This window comes from Variovorax sp. (assembly GCF_965279555.1).
Taxonomy (GTDB): domain Bacteria; phylum Pseudomonadota; class Gammaproteobacteria; order Burkholderiales; family Burkholderiaceae_C; genus Variovorax.
The window spans coordinates 811,728-829,197 of record NZ_OZ257247.1; the positions used below are offsets into that span (position 1 = coordinate 811,728).

The 17,470-nt window shown below is 67.6% G+C and carries 13 protein-coding genes; 11 read left to right on the top strand and 2 right to left on the bottom strand.

Features of this window, described 5'->3' with window-relative positions; all coding sequences use genetic code 11:
- Positions 1-35 precede the first annotated feature (35 nt).
- The 6 genes from urtA (at position 36) to ACQY8B_RS04075 (ending at position 7,629) form a co-directional block, all read left to right on the top strand.
- Positions 36-1,304, top strand: coding sequence for an urea ABC transporter substrate-binding protein (gene urtA, locus ACQY8B_RS04050; protein ID WP_081270211.1), 1,269 nt, complete (start codon positions 36-38; stop codon positions 1,302-1,304).
- A 92-nt stretch (positions 1,305-1,396) separates the two neighbouring features.
- Positions 1,397-2,944 carry an urea ABC transporter permease subunit UrtB gene (gene urtB / locus ACQY8B_RS04055; protein WP_422085516.1) on the top strand — a complete coding sequence of 516 codons (1,548 nt, stop codon included), beginning with the start codon at positions 1,397-1,399 and terminating at the stop codon, positions 2,942-2,944.
- Complete coding sequence (gene urtC / locus ACQY8B_RS04060) at positions 2,941-4,161, top strand: urea ABC transporter permease subunit UrtC (RefSeq protein WP_422085517.1); 1,221 nt, start codon at positions 2,941-2,943, stop codon at positions 4,159-4,161. Before urtB ends, urtC begins: the two co-directional genes overlap by 4 nt.
- Positions 4,158-5,036 carry an urea ABC transporter ATP-binding protein UrtD gene (gene urtD, locus ACQY8B_RS04065; RefSeq protein WP_422085518.1) on the top strand — a complete coding sequence of 293 codons (879 nt, stop codon included), beginning with the start codon at positions 4,158-4,160 and terminating at the stop codon, positions 5,034-5,036. The genes urtC and urtD overlap by 4 nt, the downstream gene beginning before the upstream one ends.
- A 516-nt stretch (positions 5,037-5,552) precedes the next feature.
- Positions 5,553-6,245, top strand: coding sequence for an urea ABC transporter ATP-binding subunit UrtE (urtE, locus tag ACQY8B_RS04070; protein ID WP_422085519.1), 693 nt, complete (start codon positions 5,553-5,555; stop codon positions 6,243-6,245).
- A 130-nt stretch (positions 6,246-6,375) separates the two neighbouring features.
- Positions 6,376-7,629 (top strand): MFS transporter, encoded by a 1,254-nt coding sequence (locus tag ACQY8B_RS04075; protein ID WP_422085520.1) that lies wholly within the window; start codon positions 6,376-6,378, stop codon positions 7,627-7,629.
- Positions 7,630-7,647: 18 nt separating this feature from the next.
- On the opposite strand, the gene ACQY8B_RS04080 is transcribed toward ACQY8B_RS04075, so the two are convergent.
- Positions 7,648-8,331: an anti-sigma factor family protein gene (locus ACQY8B_RS04080; protein ID WP_422085521.1), complete on the bottom strand. Its 684-nt coding sequence runs from the start codon at positions 8,329-8,331 to the stop codon at positions 7,648-7,650.
- On the bottom strand, positions 8,318-8,896 hold the full coding sequence (locus tag ACQY8B_RS04085; RefSeq protein ID WP_422085522.1) for a sigma-70 family RNA polymerase sigma factor: 579 nt from the start codon (positions 8,894-8,896) through the stop codon (positions 8,318-8,320). Before ACQY8B_RS04085 ends, ACQY8B_RS04080 begins: the two co-directional genes overlap by 14 nt.
- A 142-nt stretch (positions 8,897-9,038) precedes the next feature.
- On the opposite strand from ACQY8B_RS04085, the gene ACQY8B_RS04090 reads away from it, so the two are divergent.
- The 5 genes from ACQY8B_RS04090 (at position 9,039) to ACQY8B_RS04110 (ending at position 17,465) form a co-directional block, all read left to right on the top strand.
- A complete protein-coding gene (locus ACQY8B_RS04090) occupies positions 9,039-10,283 on the top strand; it encodes a plastocyanin/azurin family copper-binding protein (RefSeq protein WP_422085523.1) in 1,245 nt (414 codons plus the stop codon).
- An 85-nt stretch (positions 10,284-10,368) separates the two neighbouring features.
- Positions 10,369-11,379, top strand: coding sequence for an aldo/keto reductase (locus ACQY8B_RS04095; RefSeq protein ID WP_422085524.1), 1,011 nt, complete (start codon positions 10,369-10,371; stop codon positions 11,377-11,379).
- A 200-nt stretch (positions 11,380-11,579) separates the two neighbouring features.
- Entirely contained in the window at positions 11,580-13,073 is a 1,494-nt protein-coding gene (locus ACQY8B_RS04100; protein WP_422085525.1) for an efflux transporter outer membrane subunit, read from the top strand.
- A gap of 4 nt (positions 13,074-13,077) precedes the next feature.
- The gene (locus ACQY8B_RS04105; protein WP_422085526.1) at positions 13,078-14,280 is read left to right on the top strand and encodes an efflux RND transporter periplasmic adaptor subunit; all 1,203 of its coding nucleotides are present in this window, start codon (positions 13,078-13,080) and stop codon (positions 14,278-14,280) included.
- Positions 14,277-17,465, top strand: coding sequence for an efflux RND transporter permease subunit (locus tag ACQY8B_RS04110; protein WP_422085527.1), 3,189 nt, complete (start codon positions 14,277-14,279; stop codon positions 17,463-17,465). Before ACQY8B_RS04105 ends, ACQY8B_RS04110 begins: the two co-directional genes overlap by 4 nt.
- Positions 17,466-17,470: the final 5 nt, after the last annotated feature.

Below are 17,470 nucleotides of genomic sequence, written 5' to 3' on the forward strand. Positions count from 1 at the left end.
GACAAGGTTCAACCAACCCCGGAGCAGGAGTCCACATGCAACGTCGTTTCACACTCAAGGCGCTTACCGCCGCCGTCGCGCTGGCCAGCATTTCTGCTGCGCCCGCATTTGCCGCCGACACCATCAAGGTCGGCGTGCTGCACTCGCTGTCGGGCACGATGGCCATTTCGGAAACCGTGCTCAAAGACACGGTGCTGATGGCCATCGACGACATCAACAAGAAGGGCGGCGTGCTGGGCAAGCAGCTCGAGCCCGTGGTGGTCGACCCGGCCTCCAACTGGCCCCTGTTCGCCGAGAAGACCAAGCAGTTGCTCGGCCAGGACAAGGTCTCGGTGATCTTCGGCTGCTGGACCTCGGTGTCGCGCAAGTCGGTGCTGCCGGTGGTCGAGGAAATGAACGGCCTGCTGTTCTACCCGGTGCAGTACGAGGGCGAAGAACTCTCGAAGAACGTGTTCTACACGGGCGCCGCGCCCAACCAGCAAGCCATTCCGGCCGTCGATTACCTGATGAGCAAGGAAGGCGGCGGCGCCAAGCGCTGGGTGCTGCTGGGCACCGACTACGTGTACCCCCGCACCACCAACAAAATCCTGCGCGCCTACCTCAAGAGCAAGGGCGTGAAGGAAACGGACATCGACGAGAAGTACACCCCCTTCGGCCACAGCGACTACCAGACCATCGTCGCCGACATCAAGAAGTTCTCGGCCGGCGGCAAGACGGCCGTGGTGTCGACCATCAACGGCGACTCCAACGTGCCCTTCTACAAGGAACTGGGCAACGCCGGCCTGAAGGCCAAGGACGTGCCCGTGGTCGCCTTCTCGGTGGGTGAGGAAGAGCTGCGCGGCGTGGACACCAAGCCGCTGGTCGGCCACCTGGCCGCCTGGAACTACTTCATGAGCTTGAAGAACCCGACCAACACGGCGTTCATCAAGGAGTGGAGCGAATACGCCAAGGCCAAGAAGATCCCCGGCCACATGGACAAGCCGCTCACCAACGACCCGATGGAAGCCACCTGGATCGGCATCCACATGTGGAAGCAGGCCGTGGAGAAGGCCAAGTCGACCGACACCGACAAGGTGATCGCGGCCATGGCCGGCCAGACCTTCACCGCGCCCTCGGGCATCGTGTCGAAGATGGACGAGAAAAACCATCACCTGCACAAGAGCGTGTTCATCGGCGAGATCAAGGCCGACGGCCAGTTCAACGTGGTGTGGAAGACGCCGGGTCCGGTGAAGGCCAAGCCGTGGAGCCCGTACATCGAAGGCAACGACAAGAAGCCTGACTATCCGGCTGGCAAGTCGATGTAAGTGTGTTTCCCCCTCCCCCGGAAGGGGAGGGAGCCGACCCAACTTCCATTCTCAACATGCTTCGACGAACCCTTCACTGCGCACTCGCCGCCATGTTCCTCATGGCATCGGCCGCCCACGCGCTGACCGCCGACGAAGCCCGGGCCATCGCCTCAGGCGAATCCGAAGCCCGCATCGCCGCGCTCAACAAGGCCGTGCTCACGGCCGACGACAAGACCGCCGCCTTCATCCAGGCCATGTCCGACGACGCGGTCAAGTACACCGAGGACAAGGTCTTCGTGATGAAGGACGACAAAGGCTACGACCCCGTCACCGGTGCCGAGCTGAAGGTGCCCGACACCGCTGAAGACGTCGTCAACAACAACCTCATGCGCGGCGCGCTCGATGCCGCGCAGGCCGCGCTCAAGCTCACGAGCAAGGACGACGCGGTGCGCGCCGAAGCCGCGCAGGCGCTCTTCAAGGAGCCCGACGAATCGCGCGTGCCCATGGTCGAGAAGGCGCTGGCCGCCGAGACCAACCCCAAGATCAAGGCGCAGCTCGAACTGGTGCGCGCCGCCAGCATGCTCAGCAGCGCCGACAAGGCCAAGCGCCTCGTCGCCGCCAAGGAGCTGGGCAACAACCGCAACCCCGACACCAAGCTGCTGCTCAACCAGCGCCTGGCCGACGAGACCGAGGCCGACGTCAAGGCCGCCATCGTCGCGTCCATCGCCAGCATCGACGGCTCGCTGGTCTGGGGCGACCGCATCAACGCCGTGTTCAGCGGCATCAGCCTGGGCTCCGTGCTGTTGCTGGCCGCGCTGGGCCTGGCCATCACCTACGGGCTGATGGGCGTGATCAACATGGCGCACGGCGAGCTGATGATGATCGGTGCCTACGCCACCTACGTGATGCAGGGCATCTTCCAGAAGTACATGCCCGAGGCGGCCTTCGGCTGGTACCTGGTCGCCGCGATTCCCGTGTCCTTCCTCGCGTCTGCGCTGGTGGGCGCGGTGCTGGAGCGCGGCGTGATCCGCTTCCTCTACGGCCGCCCGCTCGAGACGCTGCTCGCCACCTGGGGCATCAGCCTGATGCTGCAGCAACTGGTGCGCTCGCTGTTCGGCGCGCAGAACGTCGGCGTCGAGAACCCCGGCTGGATGAGCGGCGGCTTCACCATGCTGAGCAACGTCACGCTGCCGTGGAACCGCATCTGCATCATCATCTTCGCAGCCCTGGTGTTGCTTGCGATGGGCTGGCTCATCGGCCGCACGCGCCTGGGCCTCTTCGTGCGCGGCGTTACGCAGAACCGGCCGATCGCCTCTTGCATGGGCGTGAACACCGCGCGCATCGACACCTACGCCTTCGCGCTCGGCTCCGGCATCGCGGGCCTTGCCGGCTGCGCGCTGAGCCAGATCGGCAACGTCGGCCCCGACCTGGGCCAGAGCTACATCGTCGACAGCTTCATGGTGGTCGTGATGGGCGGCGTCGGCCAGCTCGCGGGCACCGTGTATGCGGCACTGGGGCTGGGCATTCTCAACAAGTTCATCGAGGGCTGGGCGGGCGCGGTGCTTGCCAAGATCGCGGTGCTCGTTTTCATCATCATCTTCATCCAGAAGCGGCCGCAGGGCATCTTCGCAATGAAAGGCCGGAGCGCTGAGGCATGAGCAAGGTCGTACTTCCAACCAAGGGGCCGCTGCTGAGCGGCAAGGGCTGGACGGCCTTCTTCGTCGCACTCATCGTGGTGTGCGCGGTGGCGCCCGTGCTCAACATGTCGGTGCCGGTGGACAGCCCGCTGCACATGAGCGACTACGCGGTGGCGCTGGTCGGCAAGATCATGTGCTACGCCATCTGCGCGCTGGCCATGGACCTGATCTGGGGCTACACCGGCATCCTTTCGCTGGGCCACGGCCTGTTCTTCGCGCTTGGCGGCTACATGATGGGCATGTACCTCATGCGCCAGATCGGCCGCGACGGCAACTACAAGAGCGACCTGCCCGACTTCATGGTGTTCCTCGACTGGAAGACGCTGCCCTGGCACTGGACCTTCAGCGACAGCTTCATCGCCACGCTGGTATTGATCGTCGCGGTGCCGGGCCTCATCGCCTTCGTGTTCGGCTTCTTCGCGTTCCGCTCGCGCATCAAGGGCGTGTACTTCTCGATCATCACGCAGGCCATGACCTTCGCGGCCATGCTGCTGTTCTTCCGCAACGAGACCGGCTTCGGCGGCAACAACGGCTTCACCGACTTCAAGCGCATCCTGAATATTCCGATCGCCACGCAGGAAATGCGCATGACGCTGTTCGCGCTCACCGGCGCCACGCTGCTGGGCTTCTTCCTGTTCGCGAAGTGGCTCATCGGCAGCAAGTTCGGCCGCGTGCTGCAGGCCATTCGCGATGCTGAAACGCGCGTGATGTTCTCGGGCTACAACCCGCTGCCGTACAAGCTCACCATATGGGTCATCTCCGCCGTCATGTGCGGCGTGGCCGGCGCGCTGTACGTGCCGCAGGTCGGCATCATCAACCCGGGCGAGATGAGCGCGGCCAACTCCATCGAGATCGCCATCTGGGCGGCGGTGGGCGGGCGTGCGACGCTCATCGGCCCCATCATCGGCGCCTTCATCGTCAACGGCGCCAAGAGCTGGCTCACCGTGGCCTATCCGGAGTACTGGCTGTACTTCCTGGGCGCCTTGTTCATTGCTGTCACGCTGTTCCTGCCGAACGGCATCGTGGGGTTGGTGCGCAAGTGGTTGTCGAGGGAGAAGAAGCAGGCGCTGAGCGAGGAGCCGGTGCAGGACGCACGGCGCGCCGTGGCCGCGGAGCAGGGCGTTGAGCCCGACGCCCTGGCCTCGCTGCCGGTGGACGCGAAGGGAGCACGCGCATGACGCCCGACCTGATGGAAGCCGGCGCCGAGCGCGCCGCACGCGCCAGCGGTATTCACTACGTGAGCGGCAGCACGGAGTCGGGCGGCCGCGCCGCGGACTTCGGCCGCCATGTCACGCCGGGCGAAGTCGACGTCACGCACGGCCGCATCCTGTACCTGGAAGACGTGAGCGTGAGCTTCGACGGCTTCAAGGCCATCAACAAGCTGTCGCTCGACATCGCGCCCGGCGAGCTGCGCTGCATCATCGGCCCCAACGGCGCGGGCAAGACCACGATGATGGACATCATCACCGGCAAGACCCGACCCGATTCGGGCACGGTGTTCTTCGGCAGCACCATCGACCTGCTGCGCCACCGCGAGGCGGAAATCGCGCAGCTCGGCATCGGCCGCAAGTTCCAGAAGCCGACGGTGTTCGAGCACCTGACGGTGTTCGAGAACCTCGAGCTCGCGCTCAAGACGAACAAGGGCGTGCGCGCGTCGATGCTGTTCAAGCTCGATTCGGCTCAGAGCGACCGCCTGGCCGAGGTGCTGGAGACCATCCACCTGGCCGACAGCGTGTCGCGCCTGGCCGGCAACCTGAGCCACGGCCAGAAGCAGTGGCTGGAGATCGGCATGCTGCTGATGCAGGATCCGAAGCTGCTGCTGCTCGACGAGCCAGTCGCCGGCATGACCGACGAAGAGACGGCGCGCACCGCGGAGCTGTTCCTCACCCTCAAGGGCAAGCATTCGCTGATGGTGGTGGAGCACGACATGAGCTTCATCCGCACCATCTCCGAGATCGTCACCGTGCTGTGCGACGGCTCGGTTCTCGCACAAGGCACGCTTGATGAAGTGCAGGCCGATGAGCGTGTTATCGAGGTCTATCTTGGGCGCTGAAGCTGCTGTTGTCCGGGGCTCGGCGACGGGGGCTGTCCCTTTGGGCGGCCGACGTCACCGGCCCTTCGGGCTTCCCTGCGCTGCTCGCGACGGGCGGGGTCTCGCAGAACTCGCTTCGCTCAGACAGCTGCGAGCCCTGATCCGCCCGCCGCTGCGCTGCTCGGCGGTGCCTCAACGGCCGCCCAAAGGGACAGCCCCCGTCGCCGTGGTCGCAGCAGTGCCGCATCCCCTGCCTTCCTCCCTCTCCCTCTGGGAGAGGGCCGGGGTGAGGGCAGACGGCATCAACACCACGACAAGCGCCCGGTATGCGGCGCGGTGTGGGCGGCCCCTCTGTGCCGCCGAGGAGCGCAGCGTTTCGCGGATCAGGGCTCGCAGCTGTTTGAGCGAAGCGAGTTCTGCGAGACCCCGCGAAACGCGAGCACCGCAGGGGAGCCCGAAGGGCCGGCATAGTGGGGCCGCCCGCGCCGTGCCGCGTACCGGGCGCCCTCCAAACGAAACCAGGAAGGAGCCCAGAAAATGCTGACAGTCAAAAACATCCACCAGTACTACGGCGGCTCCCACATCCTCCGGGACGTGAGCTTCGAAGCCAAGCTGGGCAAAGTCACCGTGCTGCTGGGCCGCAACGGCGTAGGCAAGACCACGCTGCTCAAGTCGCTCATGGGCCTCGTGCCCATCAAGAGCGGCAGCATCGAACTCGAAGGCAAGCCCATCCACAAGGCCACGCCCTACGACAGGGCCAGGGCAGGCATAGGCTTCGTCCCCCAGGGCCGTGAGATCTTCGCGAGGCTCACCGTAGAAGAAAACCTGCGCATGGGCCTGGCCTACAAGAGCGGCAGCACGCCCATTCCTTCGGAGCTGTACGACCTGTTCCCCGTGCTCAAGCAAATGATCAACAGAAGAGGCGGCGACCTCTCCGGCGGCCAGCAGCAGCAGCTTGCCATCGCGCGCGCCCTGACCCCCAAGCCCAGGCTGCTCATCCTCGACGAGCCCACCGAAGGCATCCAGCCCAGCATCATCAAGGACATCGGCCGCGTCATCCGCATGCTGGCCGACCGCGGCGACATGGCCATCGTGCTGTGCGAGCAGTACTACGACTTCGCCCAGGAACTGGCCGACGACTACCTCGTGATGGAGCGCGGCGAGGTCATCGCGCGCGGCCTCGGCAAAGACATGGAAGCACAGGGCGTGCGCCAGCTGGTGGCCATCTGAGCCTTGCCGCCCGGGCCTCGCGGCCATGTGAGTACAAGGTCTTCGGCAATTCCGTATCGGTGGAAGTTCAGGGTTAACCCTAAAATCGGGCTTTGCCCGCTGCTGCCGGGCACCTCCCAGGAGCCTGGCCTTGAACGCCTCCCCAACCGCGCCGGACAGCGCGGGCACCGACATTTCCTCCTTTTCCCTGCCTTCCGGCAAGCCCGCCAACTTCCTGCGCGCGGTGCTGGCGCTCGGCGTCGGCGGCTTCGCCATCGGCACCGGCGAATTCGTCATCATGGGCCTGCTGCCCGAAGTCGCCAAGGACATCGGCGTGAGCATTCCGCAGGCCGGGCACGTCATCAGCGCCTATGCGCTCGGCGTGGTCATCGGCGCACCGGTGCTCGCGGTGCTCGCCGCCGGCTGGCGCCGCCGCGCGTTGCTGATCGCGCTCATGGCCGTGTTCGCGGCCGGCAACTTCGCCAGCGCCATTGCGCCCAACTATCTGCTGCTGAACCTGCTGCGCTTTGCCGCCGGCCTGCCGCACGGCACCTACTTCGGCGTGGCCGCGCTGGTGGCCGCCACGCTCGCGCCACCGGGGCGACGCGCGCGGGCCGTGGGGCTCGTCATGCTGGGGCTCACAGGCGCCACGCTGGTCGGCGTGCCCATCGCGGCCTGGCTGGGCCAGATCTTCGGCTGGCGCGCGGCCTTCGTCTTCGTCGGCGTGATCGCGCTGGTGGCGATCGCGCTGCTTCGCCGCGACATCCCGGACATGGCCCCGGCCGCCGGCGCCAGCCCGTGGCGCGAACTCGGCGCGCTCAAGCGCAAGCAGGTGTGGTTCACGCTGGGCATCGGCGCCATCGGCTTCGGCGGCATGTTCGCGGTGTTCAGCTACATCAAGCCCACGCTGATCGAAGTGGCCGGCATGCCGCTGGGCGGCGTGCCCTTCGTGCTGGCGCTGTTTGGCCTCGGCATGGTCATGGGAAACCTCGTGGGCTCGCGGCTGGCCGACAAGTCGCTCATGCGCACCATCGGCGGCCTGCTGGTCTACGCGGCGCTGGTGCTCGCGATGTTCACCTTCGCGGCCCACAACATGGTGACCGCGTCGATCAACGTGTTCCTCATCGGCACCACCGTGGCCATCGGCCCGGCGCTGCAGATCCGCCTGATGGACGTGGCCGGCGACGCGCAGACACTGGCGGCAGCGCTCAACCACTCGGCCTTCAACATGGCCAACGCGCTCGGTGCATGGCTCGGCGGCGTGGCCATTGCGGCCGGGCTGGGCTGGACTTCCACCGGCTGGGTCGGCGCATTGCTTGCGCTGGCGGGCATGGGCGTGTTCGGCTGGGCGATTGCCAGCGCCCGCGCCGACGCGCGTCAGCGGCCGGCGGCCATCGCCTGCTGAGCCATCGGCGCCCGCCCGCTACCTGGTGGGCGCAGGCGCCGCGGAGCGTTCGCGCAGCAGCGCCGCAAAGTTCTGCAGCTCGGCTGCGTTGAGGTCCGACACGGCCCAGGCCTGCATGCCGCCCTGGGTCCAGTGCACCAGCTGATAACCCTGGCGCGCCGAGAGCACCGGCGCCTGCGCCTTGGCATCCGAAGAAGCCGGCCAGACGAACAGGTTGATGACATGCGGCCCCGAGCGGTAGACCAGCGCCGCCACCGTGCGGCCATCCAGATAGTCGAGTCGCCCGCCCGTCAGCGGAAAACCCTCCGCCGCAAGATCGACCACCGGCGGCGAAAAGTCGAGCTTGCCGGCGAACCACGGCTTCACCGTGTGCTGGTCGGAAGATGCCACGTCGGCCAGGTGCGAGGCCATCAGCGAGCGCACATGGTTCGCGGTGACGCTTTCGGCGAGCGCATCCGAAGGCGGCACCGGCGTTGCAAGCAGCACCAGCGCCAGCCCCCATGCCGTTGCCGCGCCGGTCCCGAACCATGCCAGCCCTTGCCACACGCCGTGCCGCCGGGCCACCGGGGCGGGCGCCGTGGGCGCAGCCACCGCCTCGGCACGCACCGCGCGCCCGATGCGCCCGGCCAGGTCCTCGGGCGGTGCGTGCCGTGCGGCATGGCGCCGTATCAGTGTTCCCAGTTCCTCGTCAGACATTGACATGGTGTGTCCTTCCTTGCGCGTCGCCGGGACGTTCGTCGCGCAGGCTCTCGCGCAGCATCGCCCGCGCGCGCGACAGCCGCGACATGACGGTGCCCAGCGGCACGCCCGCGATGCGCGCGATGTCTTCGTAGCGCATCTCTTCCAGTTCGCGCAGCACGATCACCTCGCGGTACACCGGCGGCAGCGCATCGATGGCCGCGTTGACGCGCTCGCCCTGCACGCGGCGCTCCCATTGCCGCGCCGGGTCTCCCGCCTCGGGCGAGGAGGGCGCCGAGGCGGCCTCGCTGTCGCGCAGTTCGTCGAACTCCACCTGGTCGGCCAACTGCCGGTTCTGCCGCATCCAGTCGTAACAGGCATTGCGCACGATGCCCAGCAGCCACGGCCTTGCGCTCTCGCCGCGCAGTCCGTCGAAGAAGCGGAACGCACGCAGGTACGCCTCCTGCACCGCGTCGTCGGCCAGTTGGTCGTCGCGCAGCAGCCAGCGCGCAAGGTTCCATGCCGCGGCCAGATGCGGCAGCGCGGCGGCTTCGAACTGGCGTGTGCGGTGGTCGGTCGACAGGCTCAAGGGCTCCTTCTTCCTGCATGACGTGGCAGCCCGGTGCTTTATTCCAGTTTTTTTGAGTAACGGCTGGAATAAGCAGGGCACGCCATGCGTCATGCCCTCCACGGATTCTGCTTGTTTCGCTTCTCCACAGGAGGTTTTCATCATGATCGCCATACCCGGATTCGCGCGCATCCTCGTCGTTCTTGCGGCTCTGGCAGCCTCTGCGGGCCCGGCGCTCGCCGCCGGCCCCAAGGCCTATGTCGGCAACTTCAAGGACAGCACGGTCAGCGTGATCGACACCGCCTCGGAGCGCGTGGTGGCCACGCTGCCGGTGGCGGCGGGGCCGGACGGCATCGTGATCGCGCCAGACGGGCGCAGCGTGTTCGTGAGCGGCTCCGGCGCCTCGGCCGTGAGCGAGATCGACGCCGCGAGCGACCGCGTGACGCGCGGCATCGAAGTCGGCAAGGGACCGCAGGGCCTGGCCATGACCGCCGACGGCAAATGGCTGCTGGTGGCCGTCAACGGCGACGACCGCGTGGCCTTCGTCGACACCTCGGCGCACGGCGTGAGCGCTGCCGTGCCGGTGCCCAAGCCGCACACCATCGCCATCCGGCCCGACGGCCGGCAGGCCTATGTGGCCTCGCAGGAGCCGGGGCACTTCGCGCTGGTGGTCATCGACATGGCGACGCGCGCCGTGATCACGCAGATTCCGCTCGACAAGCCGCCGCGCGACCTGGAGTTCGACCCCGACGGCAAGTCGCTGTACCTCACGCTGGCCGGCGTGCCCGCAGTGCAGGTGCTCGACGCGGCCACCAACCAGTGGGGCGCGCCCATTCCCACGGGCGTGTCGCCGCACATCGCGCAGCACTTCGCGGGCATGGCGAGCGGCGTGGTGGTGGTGCAGGGGCCGGGCGAGGTCATGCTGTTCGACCCCGCCGCGCGCACGTCGGTGCGCAGCATCGGCGTGGGCAAGCAGCCGCACTGGCTCGACCTGTCGGCGGACGGCAAGAAGCTGTGGGTCAGCAACGAAGGCTCCAACGACGTGAGCGTGGTCGACCTGGGCGGCGGCGCCATGCACACCGTGGCGGTCGGCAACGCGCCGCGCAAGGTGGCGGTGCAGCGCGTGGCGGCCTCGGGCACCGAGCACGCTGGCAGTTCCAGCCATGTCACCATTCGCAACTTCGCCTTCGAGCCCGCGCAGATCACCGTCAAGGCCGGCCAGCGCGTGAGCTGGCAGAACGACGACGGCGCGCCGCACGGGCTGGTGTTCAAGGATGGCGGCACGGGCATCGACCTGCTGCTGCCGGGCAAGAGCTTCGCGCGCACCTTCGACAAGCCGGGCACCTATGACTACGTCTGCTCGGTGCATTCGTACATGACGGCGCGCGTGACGGTCATTTCACCCTGACCTGCGCGCGGGCGACGCCGTGCCTATGATGTTTGCGCGGGCCGTGCATGTGCACGGCCCTTTCGCATCACAGGAGCCAACCCACATGAGCATTCCTACCACGCGGCTCGGCCGCACCGGCCTGACCGTGTCCCGCCTCGCGCTCGGCACCATGACCTTCGGCCTGCAGACCGACGAGACCGTGTCGCACCAGATCCTGGACAAGGCGGCCGAAGGCGGCATCAACTTCCTGGACACGGCTGACGTGTATCCGCTCGGCGGTACGGTCGAGACCACCGGCCGCACGGAAGAAATCATTGGCCGCTGGCTGCAGAAGCAGGGCCCCACGGGCCGCCGCCGTTTCGTTGTCGCCACCAAGGCGGTCGGCAAGGTCGGCCCCAACAGCTGGGACCAGGGTGCGTCGCGCAAGCACCTGCTGGACGCCATCGACGCTTCGCTCAAGCGGCTGCAGACCGACCACGTCGACCTGTACCAGCTGCACAGCGACGACCGGGAGACGCCGCTCGAGGAAAGCCTGGAGGCGCTCGACGTCATCGTGAAGTCGGGCCGTGCGCGCTATGTGGGCGTGTCGAACTTCCTGGCCTACCGGCTGGCCCGTGCGCTGGGCAAGGCCGAGCTGCACAAGCTCACGCGCTATGTGTCGGTGCAGCCGCGCTACAGCCTGCTGTTCCGCGAGATCGAACGCGAACTGCTGCCGCTGGCGGGCGAGGAAGGGCTGGGCGTGATTCCCTACAACCCGCTGGCTGGCGGCCTGCTCACCGGCAAGTACAAGGCCGGCGCCAAGCCCGAGGGCAACACCCGCTTCACGCTCGGCACCGCGGGCAACATGTACCAGGACCGTTACTGGAACGAGCGCAGCTTCAACACCGTGGCGCAACTGCACAAGCTGGCGGACGAAGCCGGCGTGCCGCTGGCCACGCTGGCCGTTGCGTGGGTGATGGCGAACCCGCTGATCACCGCGCCGCTGCTCGGCGCGAGCCGGCCCGACCAGCTCGATGCGACGCTGGCGGCTGCCGAATACAAGCTCGATCCGGCGCTGAAGCAGAAGCTCGACGAGTTGACCGCGGAATATCGCAAGGGCGACGCGCCGCGCTGAGTTCGTCGTGTTGCTCCTTCCCCCGCTGGGGGAAGGCCGGGATGGGGGCAGGCCTTCGGATAAGCACGATGCTTCATCGAGTGCCGCCGTGCCCCCACCCCGACCCTCCCCCAGCGGGGGAGGGAGCAAAACTGAAACTGTCAGACTTGTCAGTTAGTCGACAGCGAGGGGTTTGAGGGGGCTCCTAGAGTGGCCCCATCATGGTCCTCACTGACGCACCCCCCCTATCGCGCGCGGCCCTCGCGCTGGCCGTCCTGCTCCTTGCGGGGTGCGCCGTCGGTCCCGACTACGCCCGCCCGCAGATGGACGTGCCGACCGCCTTCAAGGAAACCGGCGGCCCCTGGAAGACCGCCGCGCCGCAGACCATCGATGCCAACCATCCCTGGTGGGACGCCTATGGCGACAGCACACTCGGCGCGCTGATGGTGCAGGCCAACGCGGCCAACCAGAACATCCGCGTTGCCGAAGCCCAGTACCGCGAGGCGCAGGCCGTCACCGCCGCGGCGCGCGCCAACTTCTTCCCGACCGTCGGCCTGAATGCCGGGGCCGTGCGGGCGCAGAGCAACAGCACCGGCGTCGTCAAGCTGGGCACCGCGGACACGCTGGGCCTGGGCGCGAGCTGGGAACCCGACCTGTGGGGCTCGGTGCGCCGCTCGGTGGAGGCCGGCACCGCCAGCGAGCAGGCCAGCGCCGACGACCTGGCCGGTGCGCGCCTGAGCATCCAGACCACGCTCGCGCAGGACTACCTGCAGATCCGCGTCATCGACCTCGAGCGCGACCTGTACGCCAGCACCACCACCGCCTATGCCAAGGCGCTCGAACTCACGCAGCACCAGTACGCCGCCGGCACCGTGCTGCGCTCCGACGTGGCACTGGCCGAAAGCCAGCTCAAGACCGCGCAGGCGCAGGCGGTCGACCTCGATGCGCAGCGCGCGCAGCTCGAGCACGCCATCGCCGTGCTGACGGGGCAGGCGCCGGCTTCGTTCTCGCTGCCGCCGCTGGAGTCTTCGGGCCAGCCGCAGACGGCCGAGTCGCTTTCCTCGGCCTCGGCGCTGCATGTGCAACTGCCGGTCTCGCCCACGGGACTGCCGTCGGAATTGCTCGAACGCCGGCCCGACATCGCCGGCGCCGAGCGCCGCGTGCAGGCCGCCAACGCCAACATCGGCGTGGCCAAGGCCGCGTACTACCCGCAGATCACGCTCAGCGCCAGCGGCGGCTTCAGCGCGGCCAGCCTTGCCACGCTGTTCAACACGCCCAGCCGCGTGTGGTCGCTGGGCGCCGCGCTCGCGCAGACCGTGTTCGACGGCGGCCTGCGCAAGGCCCGCACCGACCAGGCCGTGGCCGCCTACGACGTCTCCGTCGCCCAATACAAGCAGACCGTGCTCGGCGGCTTCCAGCAGGTGGAAGACAACCTGGCCACCCTGCGCGTGCTCGACAGCGAATCGACGCTGCAGGCCGATGCCGTGCGCGCCGCCCAGCTTGCCGAGCGGCTGGCCCTGGCCCAGTACCGAGCCGGCACGGCCACCTACCTGAGCGTGGTGACGGCGCAGACGCTGTCGCTCACCAACCAGCGCACGGCCGCGCAAGTGCTGGGCCGGCAGCTGGCCGCCAGTGTCTCGCTGATCGCGGCCACGGGTGGCGGCTGGAGTGCCGCCGATGCCGTCGCAAGCGCCGACAAGATTTCCAGGAATTGATGCCATGACGACCATCCCCACCACCGCCACCAGGCACCCCCTGTTCCAGCGCCGATCGACCTGGCTCGCCACCGCCACCCTCGTATTGGTGCTGGGCGGCGGAGCCTGGGCGCTCACCCACCAGTCCGCCCACGCCGCCAAGCCCGAGGCCGCCCAGCCACCGCCGCCGGTGCAGGTGACCACGGCGCGCGTCAAGCAGCAGGAAGTGCAGGTCTACCGCAGCGGCATCGGCACCGTGGCCTCCATGGCCACCGTCACCGTCAAGGCCCGCATCGACGGGCAGCTCGACAAGGTCGGCTTCGTCGAGGGGCAGGACGTGAAGGCCGGCCAGCTGATCGCGCAGCTCGACCCGCGCACGCTGCAGGCGCAGCTCGCGCAGGCGCAGGCCACCAGGGCGAAGGACCAGGCCACGCTCGCCAACGCCCGCGCCGACCTCAAGCGCTACACCACGCTGATCGCGCAGGACGCCGCCACGCAGCAGCAGCTCGACACGCAGAAGGCGCTCGTCAACCAGCTCGAAGCCACCGTGCAGAACGACGCCGCGCAGGTGAAGTACGCCGAGGTGCAGCTGAGCTTCACGCGCATCTCGTCGCCCATGGACGGCCGCGTCGGGGCGCGGCTGGTGGACCCCGGCAACATCGTGCATGCGGCCGACACCAACGGGCTGGTGGTCATCAACCAGATCGACCCCATCGCCGTGCAGTTCACGCTGCCCGAAGACGCGGTGCAGGACATCAACCGCCTGCAGCAGAAAAGCAGCCAGCCGCTGACGGTGGTGGCCTACGACCGCAGCGGCGCGCAGATGCTGGGCACCGGCAAGCTCATCTTGCTGAACAACCAGATCGACACCACCAGCGGCACCGTGCAGCTCAAGGGCAGCTTCGCCAACCCGCAGCACACCCTGTGGCCCGGCCAGTATGTCAACGTGCGGCTGCAGCTCGACCGCCGGCCCGATTCGCTCACCGTGCCCGCCGCCGCCGTGCAGCGCGGCCAGGACAGCACATACGTCTGGGCGGTCGATGACGAGAACAAGGTCAGCAACGTGCCGGTGCACGTGGTGCAGATTGCCGACGGCACGGCCGTGATCGACAAGGGCCTGAGCGCGAACCAGCGCGTGGTGGTGGACGGCCAGTACAAGCTCAAGCCCGGCGCCACCGTCATCGAGCCGCCGCCCGCGCGCAAGGGTGCCAGCGGGAGCGGCAATTGAGCATTTCCGCCACATTCATCAAGCGCCCCATCGGCACCACGCTGCTGGCGCTGGCCATTTTGCTGGTCGGTGCGGCGGTGTTTCCGCTGCTGCCGGTGGCGCCGCTGCCGCAGGTCGACTTTCCGACGATCCAGGTCTCCGCCAGCCTGCCCGGCGCCAGTCCGGAGACCATGGCCTCCAACGTGGCGCAGCCGCTGGAGCGCAACTTCTCGCTGATCGCGGGGCTGTCGCAGATGACATCGACCAGCGGAACGGGCAACACCCAGATCACGCTGCAGTTCGACCTCGACCGCAGCATCGACGCCGCCGCGCTCGACGTGCAGGCCGCCATCAACGCGTCCACCGGCCAGTTGCCGGCCAACCTGCCGAGCCCGCCCACCTTCCGCAAGGTGAACCCGGCGGACGCGCCCATCCTCATCCTGTCGGTGCAGTCGAAGACGCTGCCGCTGACCGAGGTGAACGACTACGCCGACAACATCCTCGCGCAGCAGATCTCGCAGATATCGGGCGTGGGCCTGGTCAACATCGGCGGCGTGCAGAAGCCGGCCGTGCGTATCCAGGTCGACCCGGCCAAGCTCGCCGCGCTGGGCCTGAGCCTGGAAGACGTGCGCACCGTGCTCTCGTCGGCCACCGTGAATGCGCCCAAGGGCACGATCGACGGTGCGAACCAGAGCTTCACCGTCTACACGAATGACCAGCTTCTGAAAGCACAGCCCTGGAACGACGTGGTGCTGGCCTACCGCAACGGCGCGCCGATCCGCGTGCGCGACCTGGGCGTGGCGATCGACGGCCCCGAGAATTCCAAGATTGCCGGCTGGGCCTACGCCGGTGCCGCCGCGCCTGCCGGCAGCAACGTGCAGAACGGCCGCTCCATCGTGCTTGCCATCACCAAGCAGCCGGGCGCCAACGTGATCGAAACCGTGGACCGCATCAACGCGGCGCTGCCGCGGCTGAAGGCGTCGATTCCGCCGACCATCGACGTCAACGCCATCATCGACCGCACGCAGACCATCCGTGCCTCGGTGAAGGACGTGGAGTTCACGCTGCTGCTGACCATCGCGCTGGTGGTGGCCGTGATCTTCGTGTTCCTGCGCAACGTGCCGGCCACGCTCATTCCCAGCGTGACGGTGCCGCTCGCGCTGCTGGGCACGGTGGCGATGATGTACCTGCTGGGCTACAGCCTGGACAACCTCTCGCTCATGGCGCTGACCATCGCGGTCGGCTTCGTGGTGGACGACGCCATCGTGATGCTGGAGAACATCTACCGCTACGTCGAAGAGGGCATGACGGCGATGGAGGCCGCCTACAAGGGCGCGGGCGAAATCGGCTTCACCATCATCTCGATCTCGGTGTCGCTGGTGGCGGTGTTCATTCCGCTGCTGCTCATGGGCGGCATCGTGGGGCGCCTCTTCCGCGAGTTCGCGGTGACTGTCACGCTGACCATCGTGGTGAGCGTGATCATCTCGCTCACGCTGACGCCCATGCTGTGCTCGCGCTTCCTCAAGAATGAACACGGCAGCAAGCACGGGCGGCTGTACCTGCTGTTCGAGCGCGGCTTCGACGCCATGCTCAACGGCTACAAGCGCGGGCTGCACGTGGTGCTGGACCACCAGTTCATCACGCTGATGGTGTTCATTGCCACGGTGGCCGCCACGGGCGTGCTGTTCGCGGTGATTCCCAAGGGCTTCTTCCCGCAGCAGGACACCGGCTTCATCTCGGGCTTTGCCGAGTCGGCGCAGGACGCTTCCTTCGCGTCGATGAACGCCCGCATGATCCAGCTGGCCGACGTGGTGCGCAACGACCCCGACGTGACCGGCTTCGGCATGAACGGCAGTTCTTCCACCTACAACACCGGCAACTTCTACATCAGCCTGAAGCCCAAGGACGAAGGCCGCACCGCCACCGCCGACGAGATCATCACGCGGCTGCGCCCGCAACTGGCCAAGGTGCAGGGCGTGAACCTGTTCCTGCAGGCGGGGCAGGACATCCGCGTGGGCGGCCGCGCTTCGCGCACTCAGTACCAGTACACGGTGACCGACGCCGACCTGGACGAGCTCAACACCTGGGCGCCCAAGCTGCTCGCGCGCTTCAAGCAGCTGCCCGAGCTCACCGACCTGGCCACCGACCAGCAGAACGCCGCCGCGTCGGCCGTGCTGACCATCGACCGCGACCGCGCATCGAGCTTCGGCATCACGCCGGCCACCATCGACGCCACGCTCTACGACGCGATCGGCCAGCGCCAGGTGGCACAGTACTTCACACAGCTCAACAGCTACCACGTGGTGCTGGAGGTAACGCCCAGCCTGCAGCAGGACCCGGCGCTCTTCAGCAAGCTCTACCTGGGCTCGCCCATCACCGGGCAGCAGGTGCCGCTGTCGACCTTCGTGAAGGTGGACACCAGCAAGACGGCTTACCTGTCGATCAGCCACCAGGGGCAGTTCCCGGCGGTGACCATTTCGTTCAACCTGGCGCCGGGCGTTGCGCTGGGCGACGCGGTGAACGCCATCAACAAGGCGCAGGCCGACATGGGCCTGCCGCAGTCGCTGACCGGCTCGTTCCAGGGCACGGCGCAGGCCTTCCAGGATTCGCTGGCCTCGCAGCCCTACCTGATTGCCGCGGCGCTGGTGGCGGTGTACATCGTGCTGGGCCTGCTGTATGAGAGCTACATCCACCCGCTGACGATTCTCTCGACGCTGCCCTCGGCCGGCGTGGGGGCGCTGCTGATATTGATGGCGGGCGGCTACGACCTGAGCGTGATCGCGCTCATCGGCATCATCCTGCTGATCGGCATCGTGAAGAAGAACGGCATCATGATGATCGACTTCGCGCTCAAGGCCGAGCGCGAGCAGGGCATGTCGCCGCAGGACGCCATCTACCAGGCCTGCCTGCTGCGCTTCCGCCCCATCATGATGACGACCATGTGCGCGCTGCTGTCGGGCCTGCCGCTGATGCTGGGCCACGGCTCCGGCTCCGAGCTGCGCCGCCCGCTGGGCTACGCGATGGTCGGCGGGCTGATACTCTCGCAGGCACTCACGCTGTTCACGACCCCGGTGGTCTACCTGTACCTCGACCGCGCCCACTACTGGTACCTGAGCCGCAAGGAAGCGCGCAAGGCCCGCAAGGCCCGAAACGCCCGAAACGCCGAGAAGGAAGGCAAGGCTCCGGTGCCGGCCGAGGCGCACTGACGAGC

Bases quoted from the DNA above. Each gene is read 5' to 3' on its own strand.
- urtE (WP_422085519.1), top strand. From the start codon at position 5,553: ATGCTGACAGTCAAAAACATCCACCAGTACTACGGCGGCTCCCACATC.
- ACQY8B_RS04090 (WP_422085523.1), top strand. From the start codon at position 9,039: ATGATCGCCATACCCGGATTCGCGCGCATCCTCGTCGTTCTTGCGGCT.
- ACQY8B_RS04080 (WP_422085521.1), bottom strand. From the start codon at position 8,331: ATGTCAATGTCTGACGAGGAACTGGGAACACTGATACGGCGCCATGCC.
- ACQY8B_RS04105 (WP_422085526.1), top strand. From the start codon at position 13,078: ATGACGACCATCCCCACCACCGCCACCAGGCACCCCCTGTTCCAGCGC.
- urtB (WP_422085516.1), top strand. From the start codon at position 1,397: ATGTTCCTCATGGCATCGGCCGCCCACGCGCTGACCGCCGACGAAGCC.
- urtC (WP_422085517.1), top strand. From the start codon at position 2,941: ATGAGCAAGGTCGTACTTCCAACCAAGGGGCCGCTGCTGAGCGGCAAG.
- ACQY8B_RS04100 (WP_422085525.1), top strand. From the start codon at position 11,580: ATGGTCCTCACTGACGCACCCCCCCTATCGCGCGCGGCCCTCGCGCTG.
- ACQY8B_RS04095 (WP_422085524.1), top strand. From the start codon at position 10,369: ATGAGCATTCCTACCACGCGGCTCGGCCGCACCGGCCTGACCGTGTCC.
- urtD (WP_422085518.1), top strand. From the start codon at position 4,158: ATGACGCCCGACCTGATGGAAGCCGGCGCCGAGCGCGCCGCACGCGCC.
- urtA (WP_081270211.1), top strand. From the start codon at position 36: ATGCAACGTCGTTTCACACTCAAGGCGCTTACCGCCGCCGTCGCGCTG.